The sequence below is a fragment of the Glutamicibacter sp. NPDC087673 genome (assembly GCF_044743255.1).
Taxonomy (GTDB): Bacteria; Actinomycetota; Actinomycetes; order Actinomycetales; family Micrococcaceae; genus Glutamicibacter.
Genome location: NZ_JBIUWB010000006.1, coordinates 247,240 through 264,022, shown reverse-complemented (window position 1 = coordinate 264,022; position 16,783 = coordinate 247,240). Strand labels below are relative to the sequence as shown.

At 62.9% G+C, this 16,783-nt stretch carries 14 protein-coding genes and 4 tRNA genes; 6 read left to right on the top strand and 12 right to left on the bottom strand.

Annotated features, from left to right (window positions below; all coding sequences use genetic code 11):
• Position 1 precedes the first annotated feature (1 nt).
• Both ACIOTL_RS15490 and ACIOTL_RS15485 read right to left on the bottom strand, forming a co-directional pair.
• Complete coding sequence (locus ACIOTL_RS15490) at positions 2–1,105, bottom strand: polyprenyl synthetase family protein (RefSeq protein ID WP_332727841.1); 1,104 nt, start codon at positions 1,103–1,105, stop codon at positions 2–4.
• Positions 1,106–1,117: 12 nt separating this feature from the next.
• Positions 1,118–1,606: a MarR family transcriptional regulator gene (locus ACIOTL_RS15485; protein WP_332595355.1), complete on the bottom strand. Its 489-nt coding sequence runs from the start codon at positions 1,604–1,606 to the stop codon at positions 1,118–1,120.
• 113 nt (positions 1,607–1,719) lie between these two features.
• On the opposite strand from ACIOTL_RS15485, the gene ACIOTL_RS15480 reads away from it, so the two are divergent.
• On the top strand, positions 1,720–2,550 hold the full coding sequence (locus ACIOTL_RS15480; protein ID WP_400343415.1) for a tryptophan-rich sensory protein: 831 nt from the start codon (positions 1,720–1,722) through the stop codon (positions 2,548–2,550).
• Entirely contained in the window at positions 2,547–4,010 is a 1,464-nt protein-coding gene (locus ACIOTL_RS15475; protein WP_400343412.1) for an SDR family oxidoreductase, read from the top strand. The genes ACIOTL_RS15480 and ACIOTL_RS15475 overlap by 4 nt, the downstream gene beginning before the upstream one ends.
• A gap of 20 nt (positions 4,011–4,030) precedes the next feature.
• Here the strand turns inward: ACIOTL_RS15475 and ACIOTL_RS15470 are convergent, their stop codons facing one another.
• The 6 genes from ACIOTL_RS15470 to ACIOTL_RS15445 form a co-directional block, all read right to left on the bottom strand.
• Positions 4,031–4,591: a MarR family winged helix-turn-helix transcriptional regulator gene (locus ACIOTL_RS15470; RefSeq protein ID WP_105658071.1), complete on the bottom strand. Its 561-nt coding sequence runs from the start codon at positions 4,589–4,591 to the stop codon at positions 4,031–4,033.
• 117 nt (positions 4,592–4,708) lie between these two features.
• Positions 4,709–4,793, bottom strand: a tRNA-Leu gene (locus ACIOTL_RS15465).
• Positions 4,794–4,885: 92 nt separating this feature from the next.
• A complete protein-coding gene (bcp, locus tag ACIOTL_RS15460; protein ID WP_133834698.1) occupies positions 4,886–5,377 on the bottom strand; it encodes a thioredoxin-dependent thiol peroxidase in 492 nt (163 codons plus the stop codon).
• Positions 5,378–5,443: 66 nt separating this feature from the next.
• Positions 5,444–5,516 (bottom strand) — tRNA-Lys (locus ACIOTL_RS15455).
• 506 nt (positions 5,517–6,022) lie between these two features.
• Positions 6,023–6,095, bottom strand: a tRNA-Lys gene (locus tag ACIOTL_RS15450).
• Positions 6,096–6,144: 49 nt separating this feature from the next.
• Positions 6,145–6,217 (bottom strand) — tRNA-Lys (locus ACIOTL_RS15445).
• 173 nt (positions 6,218–6,390) lie between these two features.
• On the opposite strand from ACIOTL_RS15445, the gene ACIOTL_RS15440 reads away from it, so the two are divergent.
• The 3 genes from ACIOTL_RS15440 to ACIOTL_RS15430 all read left to right on the top strand — a co-directional run bounded on the left by ACIOTL_RS15440 (position 6,391) and on the right by ACIOTL_RS15430 (position 10,884).
• Positions 6,391–7,323 carry a 2-hydroxyacid dehydrogenase gene (locus ACIOTL_RS15440; protein WP_400343408.1) on the top strand — a complete coding sequence of 311 codons (933 nt, stop codon included), beginning with the start codon at positions 6,391–6,393 and terminating at the stop codon, positions 7,321–7,323.
• 150 nt (positions 7,324–7,473) lie between these two features.
• A complete protein-coding gene (locus ACIOTL_RS15435) occupies positions 7,474–9,318 on the top strand; it encodes an ABC transporter substrate-binding protein (RefSeq protein WP_400343405.1) in 1,845 nt (614 codons plus the stop codon).
• 72 nt (positions 9,319–9,390) lie between these two features.
• Positions 9,391–10,884: a malate:quinone oxidoreductase gene (locus ACIOTL_RS15430; protein ID WP_400290994.1), complete on the top strand. Its 1,494-nt coding sequence runs from the start codon at positions 9,391–9,393 to the stop codon at positions 10,882–10,884.
• 70 nt (positions 10,885–10,954) lie between these two features.
• On the opposite strand, the gene ACIOTL_RS15425 is transcribed toward ACIOTL_RS15430, so the two are convergent.
• The gene (locus ACIOTL_RS15425; RefSeq protein ID WP_400343403.1) at positions 10,955–11,233 is read right to left on the bottom strand and encodes a hypothetical protein; all 279 of its coding nucleotides are present in this window, start codon (positions 11,231–11,233) and stop codon (positions 10,955–10,957) included.
• 251 nt (positions 11,234–11,484) lie between these two features.
• On the opposite strand from ACIOTL_RS15425, the gene ACIOTL_RS15420 reads away from it, so the two are divergent.
• A complete protein-coding gene (locus ACIOTL_RS15420) occupies positions 11,485–14,832 on the top strand; it encodes an efflux RND transporter permease subunit (RefSeq protein WP_400343401.1) in 3,348 nt (1,115 codons plus the stop codon).
• 87 nt (positions 14,833–14,919) lie between these two features.
• Here ACIOTL_RS15420 and ACIOTL_RS15415 read toward each other — a convergent pair whose 3' ends face one another.
• The 3 genes from ACIOTL_RS15415 to ACIOTL_RS15405 all read right to left on the bottom strand — a co-directional run bounded on the left by ACIOTL_RS15415 (position 14,920) and on the right by ACIOTL_RS15405 (position 16,732).
• Positions 14,920–15,558, bottom strand: a complete 639-nt coding sequence (locus ACIOTL_RS15415) for a CueP family metal-binding protein (RefSeq protein WP_400343398.1) — start codon at positions 15,556–15,558, stop codon at positions 14,920–14,922.
• A 34-nt stretch (positions 15,559–15,592) separates the two neighbouring features.
• Entirely contained in the window at positions 15,593–16,198 is a 606-nt protein-coding gene (locus ACIOTL_RS15410; RefSeq protein ID WP_400343395.1) for a DUF305 domain-containing protein, read from the bottom strand.
• A gap of 93 nt (positions 16,199–16,291) precedes the next feature.
• Positions 16,292–16,732 (bottom strand): DUF6153 family protein, encoded by a 441-nt coding sequence (locus ACIOTL_RS15405; RefSeq protein WP_400343392.1) that lies wholly within the window; start codon positions 16,730–16,732, stop codon positions 16,292–16,294.
• Positions 16,733–16,783: the final 51 nt, after the last annotated feature.

The window sequence follows — 16,783 nt, the reverse complement described above, 5'->3', positions numbered from 1 at the left end:
TTCAGCTGCTTCGATCCAGGATCAGGCCGGTGCATTCGCGCAGCAGCGTCCGGGCTTCCTCGGGCAGGTCCAGGAAGGCCGCGGAGCCGGTGGCCCGCGAGCACAGCTGCTGGGCCAGCTGCCGGGCGAAGCGCTCGGCCCCCTGCGCGGCTAGTTCCTGGCGGATCCGGCCGGCATCCACTGTTCCTTCGCGGAATCCGCCCAGCAGCTTGGCGAATTCGGGTTGCTCGCTGGCCAGGGCCAGCAAGATGGTGCTCTTGAATTCGCGCAAGTCCGATTCCACCGGCTTGCCGGTGCGTGCCGGGTCACCGAAGGTGCCCAGCACATCATCGATGATCTGGTAGGCCACCCCGAGCTGGCAGCCCACCGCACCGAGGGCCTCGGCCTGCCCGGGGTGCGCCCCGGCCAGCAGCGCTCCGGCCTGCAGCGGCAGCTGGAAGGAGTAGGCCGCGGTTTTCATCTGTTCCATGCGCAGCACCTGGCTGGTGGTGGCCGGAGCCGGGGCCAGCGAGTAGAGCAGGTCCTCGAGCTCTCCGGCCCCTGCCTGCTCGATGGCTTGGAAGAAGGCCTGCTGGACCCCGGCCTCGCTGTCGCTTCCGGCCGAGGCCCTGGCCGCAAGCTTGATCGCTTCGCTGATCAGCAGGTCCCCGGCGATGATTCCCACGGAATTGCCCGCATGCTCGGCATCGGCCCGGTTCCGGCCGCTGGCGATGGCGTGGTCGCGGTAGAGCGCCGAGATGGTCTTTTCCCCGCGGCGCACGAAGTCGCGGTCCACCACGTCGTCGTGGATCAGCAAGGCGGCGTGCAGCAGCTCGAAGGCGCAGCCCAGGTCGATGGCGCGGGCCTCATTGCGGCCGCCGAAGGCACGGTAGCCGAGCATTACCAGCCCCGGGCGCATCAGCTTGCCGGTAGCCAGCCGCTCGGAGATCCGGGACCAGAGCAGCGCGGTCTGCGCGGAGTAGGCGGCGCTGCGGTGCTGGGCCTGCGTGGCCAGCAGTTCCAGCCGATCGCTGATGGCGCGCCGGGTGGGTGCATCGATGAGCCCGCCTGAGGCTGGCGCGCCAGCCGCTGCGGCCTGCGGGGCCTGGTGTGTGGTGGTGTGCATTCTCATGGTTCCCTACTGAAAGGATGTGGTGGGGTTTGCTTGGTTCTCTTCGCTGCTCACGGTGTCCCGCGTTTCCAGCTCTCGCCGGGCTTCTTCGAGCAGGGCGCCCAGATTCCTGCGGGACGGCTCGTCCAGCTGCGCGTAGAACGTGTGCAGCTTGCGCAGCAGCACCTGCCCTGGCCCGGTGGACACCGGGAAATTGCTCCCCGGGGCCACCAGGGTGCGCCGCCGGTCCGCGGCATGGTGCCTTCTTTCAACCATCCCGCGGGCTTCGAGCCGGTCCAGGACCGAGGTGATTCCTGCCGATGACACTCCCAGTTCGCGGGCCAGTTCCCCGGAGCTGGGCGTTTGCATGGAACGCAGCAGGTTCACCGCACGCAAATCTGTATCGTTCAGGTCAAGGCTGTGGCGCAGGCGCGCTTCGCTCAGTGCATAGGACCGCTGGAGCTTGAGCAGCAACCGGAACACTTCCGAGGCAATCAGCGGACGTGAACAATCCATGATAACTTCTCTCGCGTAGTTGATATTTAGCTTTTCTAGATACATCATGGTTTAACTATCTCGTTTTGTCGACTCGGAGCGGGAAAATTTTCAACCGACATCAGGAGCACACGATGAGCAGTTCCACGGATTCCCCGAATTTTCCCTATCGATCCCCCGCGTCAGCAACATCCTGGGCACTGCCGGTGTTCACGGCGATTGCCCTGGTCCTGGCCATTGCCGTTTCATTCATCGGAAGCGGGGCCCTGGGCGGAACTCCGGTCCAGCAGGCAGCCGGCGGCTATCTGGGCGCTGACTCGACGCTGCTGGCCCCCGCGGGTCCGGCCTTCTCCATCTGGAGCGTGATCTACGCCGGGCTGGCCGTCTACGGCATCTTCCAGCTCACCCCCGCCGGACGCCGCTCGGCCTGGGCTGCCAAGCTGCGGATTCCCGCGCTGCTTTCCGCATTGCTGAACGCCGCATGGATTACCGTGGTCCAGCTGGGCTGGCTGGGGGCCAGCGTCGCGGTGATCTTCATCCTCGTCGCGTGCTTGGCCTGGATGCTGACCATCATGGTGGCAGGCACCCCGTCTTCGCGCACCGAATACTGGATCATGTGGCTGACCTTCGGCATCTACCTGGGCTGGGTCTGCGTAGCCAGCATCGCCAACACCTCCGCATGGCTGCTCTCCCTGGGCTTTGGCCAGGACGCCTCCTGGGCACCAGGAGCGGCAGTGGCACTGCTGGTGGTCGCAGCGGCCATCGGGCTGGGCACCACCGCCTACTCGGGCAGGATCTTCACCGCCTTGGCCATCGCCTGGGGCCTGGGCTGGATCGGCGTGAGCCGGCTGTCCGGAACCAACCAGTCTGAACTGGCCGGGTACGCCGCGCTGGGCTGCGCCGCGCTGCTCCTGCTCGGATCCATGGTGATCGCCTGGCGCAAGCGCGGTGTTCGAACTCCATGAGCCTGATAGCAGTGACCGGAGCAACCGGATATATCGGCGGACGGCTGGTGCCCCTGCTCTTGCGCAACGGGCACCAGGTCAGGGTTTTCACCCGTGACGCGCAGCGCCTGCGCGATACCCCATGGCGCAGCCAAGTCGAGATCGTCGAGGGCGACCTGCAAGATGAGCACGCAGTGGCCAAGCTCTGCAAGGACGCGGACCTGCTCTACTATCTGGTGCATTCGATGTCCGGGACCCGGGATTTCGCGGCTCAGGAAAAAGCGTGCGCGCAGGTCATGGCGCAGGTCGTACGCGAACAGGACGTCAGCCAGCTGGTCTACCTTTCCGGGTTGCATCCTGCAGGTGAACTCAGCGAGCATCTGGCTTCGCGCGTGGCCGTGGGGCAGATCCTGTCAGCGGCCGCCAGCACCCTGGTGCTCCAGGCGGGCCTGGTGATCGGCTCCGGCTCGGCCAGTTTCGAAATGGTCAGGCACCTGAGCGATGTGCTGCCGGTGATGCCGGCCCCGCGCTGGGTACTGAACCAGGTCCAGCCCATCGCCATCCGCGACACCTTGCACTACCTGGCGGCCTGCGCCGAGCTGGCGCAGCCCGCGCAGGGAACCTATGACATCGGCGGCCCCGGCACCTACAGCTACGCGCAGCTGATGAAGATCTACGCCCAGGTGGCCGGCCTGCGCGAACCGAAAGTCTGGCCGTTGCCGCTGCTGACCCCTCGGCTGGCTTCGCACTGGGTCAATCTGGTGACGCCGCTGCCGCACACCCTGGCTTCCGCGCTGGTGCAGTCGCTGCAGCATGATTGCGTCATGGGCTCGCGGGACATCGACAAGCTGATTGCCCCGCCGGCGCAGGGCTTGTGCGACTATCCGCGAGCGGTGCAGCTGGCACTGGAGAAGATGGATGCCGACGCGGTGCAAACCAGTTGGGCTACCGCCCAGCCGATTTCGGCACCCGCCGAACCGCTGCCCTCTGATCCTCAGTGGTCCGGGCGCAAGGCCTATACCGATATCCGCCGCATCAGCACCACGGCAACCGAGGCGCAGCTCTTCAGCGTGCTGCATCGGCTCGGCGGGGAATCACCGTATTTCGCCTTCCCCGCCCTGTGGAAGCTGCGCGGCTTGATGGACAAACTGGCAGGCGGCGTGGGGTCGCGGCGCGGACGCCGCTCGCACAGCACGCTGGCACTAGGAGATGTGGTGGATTGGTGGCGCGTGGAAGCCCTGGAGGAAAACAGCTTGCTGCGCTTGCGCGCGGAGATGCGTGCCCCGGGCCAGGCATGGCTGGATTACCGGATCGACAAGCGAGCTGACGGGCGCAGCGAACTGATCCAGCGAGCGGTGTTCTTCCCGCGGGGCTTGGCCGGACGCTGCTACTGGTGGGCGGTATACCCGTTCCATGGGGCCATTTTCCCGGCCACCATCAAGAACATTGTGCGCGATGCGGAAAAGCAGGCGGCTGGCTGAGGATCCAGCACGTCCCGGTACTAGTCCGCTTCGCCGGCAGTCGTTGAATCGAGGCTGCTTTCCAAGGCATCGGAGGTCCCGGCAAGGAACCGGATCACTACGTCCCGCTCCTCGGGGCTCATCGCGTTGGCCACTTCGAATCTCTTGGCATGGTGCCGCCCCACTTGCTCCCGTGCTGCCAGGTGGGTTTCCTCGGTGACCTCGACGCATTGCGAACGCCGGTCGGTTGGATGCCTGGTGCGCCGCACATGGCCGTGGGCTTCCAAGCGGTCAATCATCTTGGTGACCGATGCGCTGGAAATTCCCAGATACTGGCTCAGCGCACCCGGGGTGACGGATTGGCCCGCATGCTTGGCGGAGATCATCTTGCGGATCGCCCGCATGTCGGTTTCGTTCAGTTTCATGAACTGCTGGGAGCTGCGCATGATGCGGCGTTCGATCTGGCGCATCCGGCCCATTTCAGCCATGATGCGGTCGATTTGCTCCAGATTGGCAGGGGCTATGCCCGCCCGCTTGATCAGGTCCTGGCCAGGATCGGATTCAGAAAGCCCATACATGGTGGGCAGTTCCTTGGCTGCCATGGTGCCCCTCCTCCTCGGATCGCGGCCGCTTGCCTTATTTGGATCATACGCTTGGTCAACCGCTGCGGATGCATGCAAAAACCCTGCGGCCGATGGAATCAGACCGCAGGGTTCAGTTGGTGCGAGTAGAGAGACTTGAACTCTCACGTCCGAAGACACTGGAACCTAAATCCAGCGCGTCTACCAATTCCGCCATACTCGCTAGCGCTACACCGGAAACACTGTTTCCTCGAAGGCGACCTCATTTAGTGTAGCGGAAGTTCTGCCTGATATGAAATCAGCCAAACAAGGGGTCTACTTGGGATCAATGCCCAAGTCACGGCGCAGCTTGGCTACATGGCCGGTGGCGCGAACGTTGTACTGCGCCAGCGCGATTTTGCCCTCTTCATCGAGCACGATTGTGGAGCGGATCAGGCCCTCGTAGACCTTGCCGTAGTTCTTCTTTTCTCCCCAGGCGCCGTAGGCTTCAGCTACTGCGTGGTCCTCGTCGGAGAGCAGCGGGAAGTTCAGTTCTTCCTTGGCGACAAATTTTTCCAGCTTGGCGGTCTTGTCCGGGGAAATGCCCAGAACTGCGTACCCCAGGGACTGCAAGGATTCGAGTGAATCGCGGAAATCGCAGGCCTGCTTCGTGCAGCCCGGGGTGGATGCGGCTGGGTAGAAGTACACGATGGTCTTCTTGCCGCGGTAATCGGCCAAGGCAACAGACTTGCCAGCAGCGTCCTGCAAGGTGAAATCAGGGGCCTGGTCACCGATGGACAGACGGTTAGTCTTTTCGGAAGTACTCATGAGCTGATCCTCTTTTCTTTGCGGTATACAAAAAATCCGACCTGACGAATCAGATCGGATCTACTGTGCGCCCTCCGGGACTCGAACCCGGAACCTAATGATTAAGAGTCATTTGCTCTACCAATTGAGCTAAAAGCGCTTCCTCGCTCTGACTAGTTCTTTTTCAGAACTCGTCTTTGCGACGTAGACAATCATAGGCAGAAATGATGCAAAAGCAAAAATCGGCCAGTACCCGACCTGAGAACATAAAAGTCCAAGTCAGATTCATAATATCACATTTGTCCGGCTTGAAAGTAATCTAAAACACACATAGTTTTCCGATCCGGACCTCACTATCCACCGGCGGGGCAAATCCGGGATTTGCCACTCGCGGCCAGCACTCCCGCTCGGCTCCGGTCCGCACAGCACTCCGGGCGCACCTGCAGCAATGATTTCCACGAAACCGCAATGCGGCGTCGCCCGAAGGACCAGCCGCCAGCCGGTCAATTTCCCGCCAGTGGCCTCGAATCCTTTCCCCGATCCCCTCCCGGCTCCGGCGCGGGCCAGCCTACCGGCGACCGCAGGCCAAAGTGGTTCCGCGTCAAGCGCTGGCTGGCCCACCGGGACAAACAAAAAAGGCCAGACCGAAGCCTGACCTTTGTTTTGTGCGCCCTCCGGGACTCGAACCCGGAACCTAATGATTAAGAGTCATTTGCTCTACCAATTGAGCTAAAAGCGCGTATTTATTTATGAAAACAAGTTGTCTGGTGAACCGAACAAATTGTTCGTGCGCCCCCCGGGACTTGAACCCGGAACCTAATGATTAAGAGTCATTTGCTCTGCCAATTGAGCTAGAGGCGCCCGCTGCGATGTTCTAGAAGCTTTTCGGGCTTCGCGCTTTCGCAACGAGATAAAACTTTACCAGCAATTTCCCTCAGCGCAAATTCGGGGGCCAGTATTCTGCGGTGACCTTCATTACAGGACATGACTAGGGGTTACTACCAAAGCGCGGATGGGGTTTGTACAGTGTTTCCATGAGCACCCAACGAACGATTTCATTCCCGACACAAGATCTGATTGATGCGGTCGGTCCGATCCCGGAAAACCTCAAAGCTGTGCTCTGGGACCTGGAGAGCACCCCCGGAACTGCGCTGGAAGAAATCGACATTGCCATCCTTCCCTATATGTCGAATCCCCAGACGCTGAAGAACATCCGCAAGGCACCGAACGTCAAGATCGTCCAGACCCAGACCACCGGCTTCGACGGAATGGTTGGCCTGATTGGCGATCGCGCAAATATCAATACCGCGGCCGGCGTCCACGCGGCGGCTACCGCCGAGATGGCCATCGGCCTGGCCATCGCATCCCTGCGCGGCTACCCGCACGCGGTCCGAGACCAGCAACAAGGCCGATGGAATCCCCAGCAGTGGCCCGGCTTGGCTGATCGGACGGTGGCATTGGTTGGCGTGGGCGGCATCGGCGAAGAGATCCGCAAGCGCCTGGAGCCCTTCGAGGTCAATCTCATGCGCTTCGGCTCCACGGCCCGCACCGATGAGCATGGCGAGGTCTTCGCAACTTCGGATCTCGCAGCGCGCGCGGCGGAGATCGAAGTGCTGATCCTGATCGTGCCGCTCAACGATTCCACCCATCATCTGGTTGACGCTGATCTGCTGGCTAAGCTTCCCGACGGTGCAACCGTGGTCAACGTCGCGCGCGGCCCGGTGGTGGATACCGAGGCAATCGTGGCAGAAGTCGCTTCGGGCCGCTTGAATATGGCATCGGATGTATTCGATCCAGAACCCCTGCCGGCCGATCACCCATTGTGGCAGCACCCCAATGCCTTGGTCGTTCCCCACAACGGCGGCAACACCAAGGCGTTCTTCCCGCGCATGGTGAAGTTGCTCAAGAAGCAGGTGCAGGCCTGGGCCGCGGGCAACGACGGCGAGAACCTCGTGCACCGCAGCTAACAATTTAGCGACAGTTGACGGCTCCGGGAGTTTTGGCTCCCGGAGCCGTGGCCGTGGTGCGCTATCTTTGATAAATACCTTTGCGCACATTTACTTGCTTGTTCCCTGCGCGAAGCAGTACCGCCTGCCATAGGAAGATGAGTCATCCCAGTGCCCGAATTGCCATTGAAACTCGTATCACGACGCGCATTGCTGACCGGTACATTGGCGACTACCGCACTGGCACTGACCGCCTGCACCGGAAATTCGGGGCCCGCGTCCTCCGCTTCGCCCACAGCCTCGGCCAGTGCACCGCGCATTCCCCGGACCCTGCGCCTGGCAGCAGCCGCTCCCCCGGTCAAGCTCGATCCGGCCATCGTGGCGGATAACGAATCCTTCCGGATCACCCGCCAGGTGTACGAGACGCTGGTCGATATCGATCCCGATACCGGTGGCGCGGTAGCCGGCCTGGCCGAATCCTGGACCGAAAGCCCTGATGGCTTGCGCTACACCTTCACCCTGCGCGAAGGCGTGCTCTTCCACGACGGCACCGAATTGACAGCAGAAGCAGTTGTCGCCAACTTCAACCGCTGGGAAAGCTTGTCCCCGCAGCTGCGCGCTTCATCCAGCCAGGGCTTTGCCAATGTTTTCCACTTCGACAGCGATATCCCCAAGCTTCCAACCGCCAAGGAACTCGAAGAAGAGTTCAAGAGCGCTGCCGACGCCAGCGAAGAGGAACTGGCCACCCAGCAGCTACGCACCAAGCAGCTTGAAGAGCTGACCAAGAAGTTCGACACCAAGCTCTTCGAAGGGAAGTCCGCAGCCGGTTCCGCAAGCTATTTCGAATCCGTCAAGGCAACCGGCAAGTACCTGGTCGCCTTGAACCTGCGCCGCCGGCTGCCAGGGCTGATCGAAGCGCTGACCCTGCCGGGCATGGCCATTGCCGCGCCCAGCGCGTTGACCGGCGGCCCCGGGCAGAACCCGGCCGAGTCGCTCTCCACCCACCCGGTAGGTACCGGGCCATACACTTTTGTTTCCCATGAGGACAATGTGGTGCGCCTGGAGATCTTCAAGGACTATTGGAATCAACCGCGGCTATCCAATAACACCGCGCATCCCGAGGTTGCGCTGATCTCAGCTGTTCCTTCGCCCTACAACCGCGAAGGCGCACTGCTGGCCGATGAAATCGACGGCTTCGACATGGTCTCGGTGGACATCATGCGCACCCTGGTGCGCAATGCCAAGGTGGTTGTCCAGCGCGATCCCTTCTCCGTGCTCTACCTCGGCATGAACCAGCGCAATAAGTGGCTGGCCAAGCCGGAGTTCCGCTTGGCCATTGCGCACGCGGTCAACCGCAGCTCGCTGGCTGAGAAGCTGTTCCTGCAAGGGTCCAAGCACGCTTCGACCCTCTTGCCCTCTGCCTTGAGCATTCCGGCACCGGAAGATACGCCGAACCACGATGCGTCGAAGGCCAAGACCTTGCTGGCCGAGTTGGGTTACAAGGGCGAACAGATCGAGTTCGCCTACCCGCTGCAGGTTTCGCGCAACTACCTGCCGCTGCCTGAACGCACCTTCGCGCAGATCGCCGAGGACCTCGCCGCAGTGGGGATCCGCATCAAGCCGCGCCCGATTGCATGGACCGACGGCTACGTGCAGACCGTGCAGTCCAAGGACTTCGAGGGACTGCACCTGCTGGGCTTCTCCGGCGGCTACCGTTCGGCAGACGACTTCCTTTCCGGCATTTTGGCGGCCAAGGAGAATGAGTTCGGATACACCTCGACGTTACTTGACTCACAGATCATGCTAGCCCGTTCCATCCCTTCCGGGGAAGAACGGACCGCCGCCTATGCCGATATCCTCAAGACCCTGAACGCGGATCTGCCCGCGCTCCCACTGGTCTTTCCGATCTCTGCGCTGGCGTTTAACGGCAACGTCACCTTCTATCCTCCCTCGCCGATGCTCAATGAGTGCTACGCGGATGTGCAGATGGCAAACTCGCCGTCTATCTCAAGTTAGTGACCGTTAACCCAGTTAACGATTTCTAACCCCCGGGGATATAGGTCTACTCTGGGAGAGAGCAAAGTATCACTGTCGATGGAGATCCTCGTGCCTTCTGAAACGTCAACCGAATCTTTTGACGTAGTACTAATCGGTGCCGGCATCATGAGTGCCACCCTTGGCACCATGATCAACCAGCTGGAACCAACCTGGTCCATTGGTCTTTTCGAGAACCTGGACAAGGCCGGGCAGGAATCCTCCTCCCCTTGGAACAACGCAGGTACCGGCCACTCGGCACTGTGCGAACTGAACTACACCGCTGCCAAGGCTGACGGATCGGTCGATCCGGCCAAGGCCATTGGCATCAACGAGCAGTTCCAGGTTTCCCGCCAGTTCTACTCGTGGGCCGTCGAGAACAACCGCGTTGCCGACAACAGCTTCATCAACGCCCTGCCGCATATGTCCTTCGTCATCGGCGAGGACCACTCCAAGTACCTGCAGACCCGCTACGAGGCACTGAAGCCCAATGCGTTGTTCGAGGAACTGGAAATCACCAACGACCTGGACACCATCAACCAGTGGACCCCGCTGGTGGCCAAGGGCCGCGATGCCTCGCAGAAGGTTGCCGCATCCCGCGTTGTCTCCGGTACCGATGTCGACTTCGGCCGCCTAACCCGCGACCTGACCGACTCGCTGGGCGCCGCTGGCGCCTCGGTGAACTACGGCCACAAGGTCAAGGGCATCAAGCGTTCGGGCGCCGGCTGGGAATTGAGCGTCAAGGACAACGCTTCGGGCGCAGTCAAGAACGTCAAGGCCAAGTTCGTGTTCGTCGGTGCCGGCGGTGGCGCACTGCCACTGCTGCAGAAGGCTGGCATCGACGAGATCAAGGGCTTCGGCGGCTTCCCGGTCTCCGGTCAGTTCCTGCGCTGCACCGATGAGACCGTCATCAACCAGCACCACGCCAAGGTCTACGGCCAGGCTTCGGTGGGCGCTCCTCCAATGTCGGTACCGCACCTGGATACCCGCTTTGTCGACGGCAAGCGCTCGCTGATGTTCGGCCCCTACGCCGGCTTCTCGATGAACTTCCTGAAGTCCACCGGCCAGCTGGATCTCCCGTTGTCCCTGCGTCCGCACAACATCATCCCGATGCTGGCAGTCGGCAAGGACAACCTGGATCTGACCACTTACCTGATCAAGGAAGTTCTCAAGTCCCGCTCCAAGAAGGACGAGGCGCTGGCCGAGTACTTCCCGGATGCAGATGGTTCCAAGTGGGAGCTGATCACCGCTGGCCAGCGCGTGCAGGTCATCAAGAAGGATGCCAAGAAGGGCGGCGTGCTGCAGTTCGGCACCGAGGTCATCACCTCCTCGGACGGCTCGATCTCCGGCCTGCTCGGCGCTTCGCCAGGCGCTTCGACCGCTACCCCGATCATGGTCGGGCTGCTGTCGCGCTGCTTCCCCAAGCAGTTCGCAGGCTGGGAGTCGAAGCTCAAGGACATGATTCCTTCCTACGGCCAGAAGCTGAACGAGAACCCAGCACTCTACGCGGAGGTCAAGGCAGCCACCGACAAGTCCCTGGGACTGTAGGCACCAAGCACAACGAGAACCGCCCACCAGCATTGGTGGGCGGTTCTCGCGTATCCGGGCGCTGGTCGGGCTATTGCCGATCCAGCGGCTCGCCGTAGGGGTAGTCCACCCAGGCACCAGCGCCAAGGTCGGGGCAATGGCGTTCGGCGCCGTGGCGCGTGCACGAGGCATCGGCGGGATACCGGTGCCCTTGCAGCAATTTATCGGCCTCGGCCCAGCCCAGGCCGGAGACTTCCCGCCCGTCGGCGTAGCGCAGGGCGTAGCTGAAATAGCGGTACCGGATCCTGATTAGCCGCCGGATCCCTTGCTGCGCGGTGGCTTGCACCGCAATCGGCATCTGCAGACTCATGTCCCCAGTATTCCATGCGGCCACCAGCCACCGCCTTCCCTTAAGAATCGGGCAGGCGCTCCAGCACCACTGCGCGCGCCGCGGCATCGGCAGCATTGGCACGTGCGGGCGGGGCTGCCCCAGGCCGCTTCGGGGTAATCCATTGGGATGATTTTGCGTGCTTTACATCTCCCGGTGACTGTTGAGCAATGGCAACCAACTAAAGTTGAGATCAGCCCTTCCCACTGCGACACAGCTAGGACCACACCCGCATGCAGCGCTTGGCCATCTTGTCATTGAAAAACCGGGCGCTCATTGCGCTCATCACGGTTTTCGCCGCCGTCTTCGGCGTGATTTCCATGGGATCGCTCAAGCAGGAGCTGATCCCCGCCCTGGAATTCCCCCAGATCTCGGTCATGGCAACCCAAATGGGCTCCAGCCCCGAGGTGATCGACGAGCAGGTGGCCGAGCCGCTGGAAACCGCTTTGCAGGCAGTTGAGGGCCTGGAATCCTCCACCGCTACCTCGCAGACCGGCTTCACCCGCATCTCGCTGACCTTCGAATACGGCACGGACATGGATCGTGCCCGGACCCAGGTGGAACGGGCCATTGCCAATTCCAAGGCCCAGCTTCCCGAGGATGTCGAGCCCACCGCCTTCGCCGGCTCCATCGCGGACTTCCCGGTCCTGGCCCTGGCCGTCTCCTCGGACCAGTCGCTGGAAGAGCTCAACGACGACGTGGAGCGCCTGACCCTTCCCAAGCTGCAGAAGATCGAGGGGGTCCGCGAGGCCTCGGTCTCCGGTGGCGCCTCCCAGCACATTGCGGTGATCCCGAAAGACGACCAGATGCGCGATGCCGGCTTGGCCGTCACGGATCTGAAGGACGGCATCGAGAACGCCGGCTCCCCCATGCCCATTGGCAACATGGACGTCGATGGCCTGGAACTGCCGGTCATTGCCGGCTCCACCCCCGACAGCTTGGAGGCCATCAAGGATATCCCGCTGGTCACCGATGGCGGTCCGGTGCTGCTCAAGGACGTCGCCGAGGTCTCGGTCAAGGCCGATGAGGCTACCAGCATTACCCGCACCAACGGCGAGGAGACCCTGTCCATCCAGGTCACCAAGACTCCCGATGGAGACACGGTAGCCATTTCGCACGCGGTCACCGCAATGCTTGCCGAGCTGGAGTCCGAGCTGGGCCACAAGGCCACCTTGACCACGATCTTCGACCAGGCGCCCTTCATCGAGGACTCGATCAAGCACCTGGCGCTGGAAGGCGCCCTGGGCCTGGGCTTCGCGGTGATCATCATCTTGGTGTTCCTGTTCTCGGTACGCTCCACCCTGGTCACCGCGATCTCCATTCCGCTGTCCCTGATGGCCACCTTCATCGGGATGAATGCCTTCGGATACACGCTGAACATGCTCACCTTGGGCGCCTTGACCATTTCCATTGGCCGCGTGGTGGATGACTCGATTGTGGTGATCGAGAACATCAAGCGCCACCTGTCCCATGGCGAATCCAAGGCGCAGTCGATCCTGCTGGCGGTCAAGGAAGTGGCCGGCGCCATTACCGCGGCGACCCTGACCACCGTGGCGGTCTTCTTGCCGATCGCCCTGGTGGGCGGCATGGCCGGCGAACTGTTCAGCCCGTTCGCGCTGACCATGACCATCGCACTGCTGGCGTCGCTGCTGGTATCGCTGACCATTGTTCCGGTACTGGCGTACTGGTTCCTGCCGCACCGCCCGGGCAGCGGCGAAACCCATACTGTGCATGTGGCCGAAGACAAGTCGTGGTTGCAGCGTGCCTACATTCCGGTGCTGGAGGGGACCCAGAAGCACCCGGTCATCACCTTGCTGGCCTCGGTGCTGGTCCTTGCCGGCACCGTGGCCATGACCCCGCTGCTGAACACCAATCTGCTGGGTTCCACCGGCGAGAACTCCATTTCCATCACCGCCAAGATGCCTTCGGGCACCTCCATGGAAACCACCGAAAAGCAAGCGGCAAAGATCGAGACCGGGCTCGCTGATATCGAGGGAATCGAAGATGTCCAGCTGACCGTGGGCACCGCCAGCGGCATGGCTGCCATGTTCTCCTCCGGCTCGGATACCGCAAGCTTCACCGTGATCACCGATGCCGATGCCGACCAGGAAGCGCTGACGAACACGGTGCGCGAGCAGGTGGAAGGCCTGGACCTGGCCGAGGACCTGGACCTGAGCTTCGGCTCGAACTCCTCGGCCATGATGTCCAGCGATGTCACCATCGAGATCAAGGCCCCGGACGAGGGGATCCTGCGCGAGGCGACCTCCACGATGCGCGAAGCACTGGAAGGTACCGCGAACGTCACCGAAATCTCCGATAACCTCTCTGCCGAACGCGAGCAGGTGTCCATCGATATCGATGCGCAGAAGGCTGCCGAGGCGGGATTGACCGAGACTCAGCTCGCTGGCATGGTCGCTTCGCAGGTCTCCCCTGTTCCGGCAGGCACCTTGCGCCTGGACTACACCGACATGACGGTGCAGATCGGCGAGGGGATGGATCTGGACAGCCTGGAGAAGCTGCGCGAGCTGCAGATCCCTACCGCCACCGGCATCAGGGAACTGCAGGATCTGGCCACCGTTGAGCGTGCCAAGGTGGTCCAGCAGGTCACCACCTCCAACGGCGAACGTATCGCTACGGTCACCCTTGCTCCCGTGGAGAACATGCTCGGAGAGGTGTCCAAGGACGTCGCCGCGAGCCTGGACTCGGTGCAGCTGCCCGAGGGCGCCACCGCGGAGATCGGCGGCGCGGCAACCGAGCAGGCCGAGTCCTTCAACCAGCTGTATCTGGCGCTGCTGGCGGCCATCGCGATTGTCTACGTGATCATGGTGGCCACCTTCAAGTCGCTGATCCAGCCGCTGATCCTGCTGGTCTCGATTCCCTTCGCGGCGACCGGCGCTATCGGCCTGCTGCTGATCTCGGGGATCCCGCTGGGCTTGCCTTCGCTGATCGGCATGCTGATGCTGGTGGGCATCGTGGTGACCAACGCGATTGTGCTGATCGACCTGATCAACCAGTACCGCCAGGACAGCGCCGAACGTCCGGCCATGTCCCTGGAGGATGCCATCATGCACGGCGCCCGCCAGCGCCTGCGCCCGATCCTGATGACCGCTCTGGCTACCATCTTCGCGCTGGTGCCGATGGGCCTGGGCCTGACCGGCCAGTCCGGATTCATCTCCCAGCCGCTGGCCGTGGTGGTGATCGGTGGCCTGGTCTCTTCCACCGTGCTCACCCTGATCCTGGTGCCGGTGCTCTACCGCTTGGTCGAGTCTCGCAAGGAGAAGAACGCCAAGGCCCGCCGCGCGCGCAAGCATTCGGCGCAGCAGCATACCGCTGCCCAGGACCTGTCCCGGGCTATGGATAGCGCCAGCGCCAAGATCGTTCCGGGCGCCGCGCCAGAAGCCGCGGCCGCGGAGGCCTCGAAGACCGCAGATGCCGGGAAGAGCCCCGCGGCTGCCCCCGCGCCTGCCGCAGCAGCTGGCCAGGTCGTCAACCCGTTGACCGGCCAGATCCCGGTCTCGCGCAAGGAACGCCGGGCCTTCGAAGAGCTGATGAAGCAGGCACCGCCAAAGCCCAACGACTAGGCTTTGGCGACGCTATGACTCGGGCCTGCAACCACCTTCGTGGTTGCAGGCCCGAGTCCGTTTGCGCGCTGTCCGCGACCGCTGGCCCTAGACCAGCCGCAGCTCCGTCAGGCAGGTTGCGCTGGACTGCCCGGCGGTAGACACCGTGGTCTTGGCGCTCTTCCCCTGGTAGGTGAATTCAAGGTCCAGCGTGATTCCCCGCGGAACCCAGAGGCCGATGAATCCGTTGTCGAAGGTTTCCATGCCCTGGTCCACCAGCACCTCGCCGGTCTCGGCGTTCACGGCCTTGACCTCCATCTGCCTGCCTTGCAGCTGCCCAAGGCAGGTGGTGAGGCTATGGAAATGGCAGCTGTGCGTCTGGTCCACATAGGGCGCGGCCGAAAGATAGTACTGGCCTTCCGGCAGCGGCAGGTTCGCGGTGCGTCCCGACGCATCGGCCAGCACCAGTTGCGTTGGCTGCACCATGGCGGTGAAGTTCTCCGGCCGCTGCTCCTGCGGCAAGCGATCGAGCCGGTCGATGGCCTGCTTGGCGTCGAGTCCTTCCAGTCCCAGCTCGGCGAGGAACTGACCGGTGTCCTCGGCTGCAACCACCGTTGGCTCGGGCTGCGCGACGGGTGCCGCAGCGGTGCTGCATCCGGCCAGCACGGCCAGCGCGAGCAGCGAACCGGCGCCCCTGGCCGCAATGCGGGCACGGTAGCTCTTGCCGCCGGCAAATTTCTCGGACATGGCCACTCCCAACCTTCCTGTCTCCAATTCCGGGCTACAGCGTCTCAAGCAGCTGCTTCATCTCATTGATTTCCCTGGTCTGGGAATCAACGATCTGCTGGGCCAGGTCGAGGGCCGCCGGGTAGCTTCCCTCGCTGATCTCGGTCTTGGACATCTCCACGGCGCCTTCGTGGTGCATGATCATCTGCTCGAGAAAGAGCCGGGCAGCGTCGGAGCCGGTCGCGTCTTCCAGCGCCTTGATGCCCTCCTCCGGGACCATCCCGTCGCCGTGGTCCATGCCCCCGTGATCCATCCCGCCGGGCATATTCCACTCGGAAAGCCAGCGGTCCATGCGTTCGATCTCCGGGCCTTGCGCAGCCTGGATCCTTTCGGCCAGGGATGCCACCTCGGCGGGAATCCCGGATTTGCCCAGCAGGATGCCGGACATCTCGATCGCCTGTTCGTGGTGCACCTTCATGCCCGCGGCGAAGGCCATATCGGCGTCGTTGGCCGATGCGGACTGGTCCATGGAATGCCCGGAATGCGAACCGGAGGCCGAGGCGCTGGGCGCCTCGGTGCTTGATGGTTCCCCTGCGCATCCGGCGAGGGCGAGCGTTGCACCCAGTACGAGGGCGCTGGAAATGAGGGTCTGCTTGTTCATGGTGATTCTCCTGGTGGATCTGGAACGTGAGCGGCGCCCGCCTGCGGCGGCGCCGGAACTAGCTGGAGGCCAGTGCATCGACCGGCCAAGTTCTCACGTTCGGCAGATCCCCAACGCAACCAGATCGGGTTTATCCGGTGCGATCCCCCGCAGTTCCGGTGCCGCGCAAAGGGTCCGCGGGAACACCGACCGGAGAACGGCTACGGTCTGCGGCGGCCGCAGGAACAGCAGCATGGCCAGCAGCGCCAAGACGCAACCTGCGGCGGCCATCTCATGGCCCATCGGGCAGTCGGTGCAGCCCTGTTCCCCGCCGCCCGCATCGGCTGGCGGAGCATGGTGCGCGGGCTGGGTGTGAGCCGGATGCGCCTGCGCGACCGGGGCTGGGGCCGGGGATTGCGCCGAGACTCCATGATGCATCACATGCATCGAGAACAAGCCGAAAAGCACCGCACTGATCAGCAGCAGCGAGCGGACTACCGCCAGGCGGGGGCAGGTGCGCCCTCCGGCCTTCGCCTGGTAGTTGCCGATGCTCATGGCTCCCAGCTTAGCGACGCCACCGCAAGGGCGCGAAACATGACCCCATCA

Excerpts from the sequence above, each read along its gene's own strand:
- ACIOTL_RS15420 (WP_400343401.1), top strand. The coding sequence starts at position 11,485 with ATGCAGCGCTTGGCCATCTTGTCATTGAAAAACCGGGCGCTCATTGCG.
- ACIOTL_RS15485 (WP_332595355.1), bottom strand. The coding sequence starts at position 1,606 with ATGGATTGTTCACGTCCGCTGATTGCCTCGGAAGTGTTCCGGTTGCTG.
- ACIOTL_RS15490 (WP_332727841.1), bottom strand. The coding sequence starts at position 1,105 with ATGCACACCACCACACACCAGGCCCCGCAGGCCGCAGCGGCTGGCGCG.
- ACIOTL_RS15440 (WP_400343408.1), top strand. The coding sequence starts at position 6,391 with ATGAGCACCCAACGAACGATTTCATTCCCGACACAAGATCTGATTGAT.
- ACIOTL_RS15405 (WP_400343392.1), bottom strand. The coding sequence starts at position 16,732 with ATGAGCATCGGCAACTACCAGGCGAAGGCCGGAGGGCGCACCTGCCCC.
- bcp (WP_133834698.1), bottom strand. The coding sequence starts at position 5,377 with ATGAGTACTTCCGAAAAGACTAACCGTCTGTCCATCGGTGACCAGGCC.
- ACIOTL_RS15410 (WP_400343395.1), bottom strand. The coding sequence starts at position 16,198 with ATGAACAAGCAGACCCTCATTTCCAGCGCCCTCGTACTGGGTGCAACG.
- ACIOTL_RS15415 (WP_400343398.1), bottom strand. The coding sequence starts at position 15,558 with ATGTCCGAGAAATTTGCCGGCGGCAAGAGCTACCGTGCCCGCATTGCG.
- ACIOTL_RS15425 (WP_400343403.1), bottom strand. The coding sequence starts at position 11,233 with ATGAGTCTGCAGATGCCGATTGCGGTGCAAGCCACCGCGCAGCAAGGG.
- ACIOTL_RS15475 (WP_400343412.1), top strand. The coding sequence starts at position 2,547 with ATGAGCCTGATAGCAGTGACCGGAGCAACCGGATATATCGGCGGACGG.
- ACIOTL_RS15470 (WP_105658071.1), bottom strand. The coding sequence starts at position 4,591 with ATGGCAGCCAAGGAACTGCCCACCATGTATGGGCTTTCTGAATCCGAT.
- ACIOTL_RS15480 (WP_400343415.1), top strand. The coding sequence starts at position 1,720 with ATGAGCAGTTCCACGGATTCCCCGAATTTTCCCTATCGATCCCCCGCG.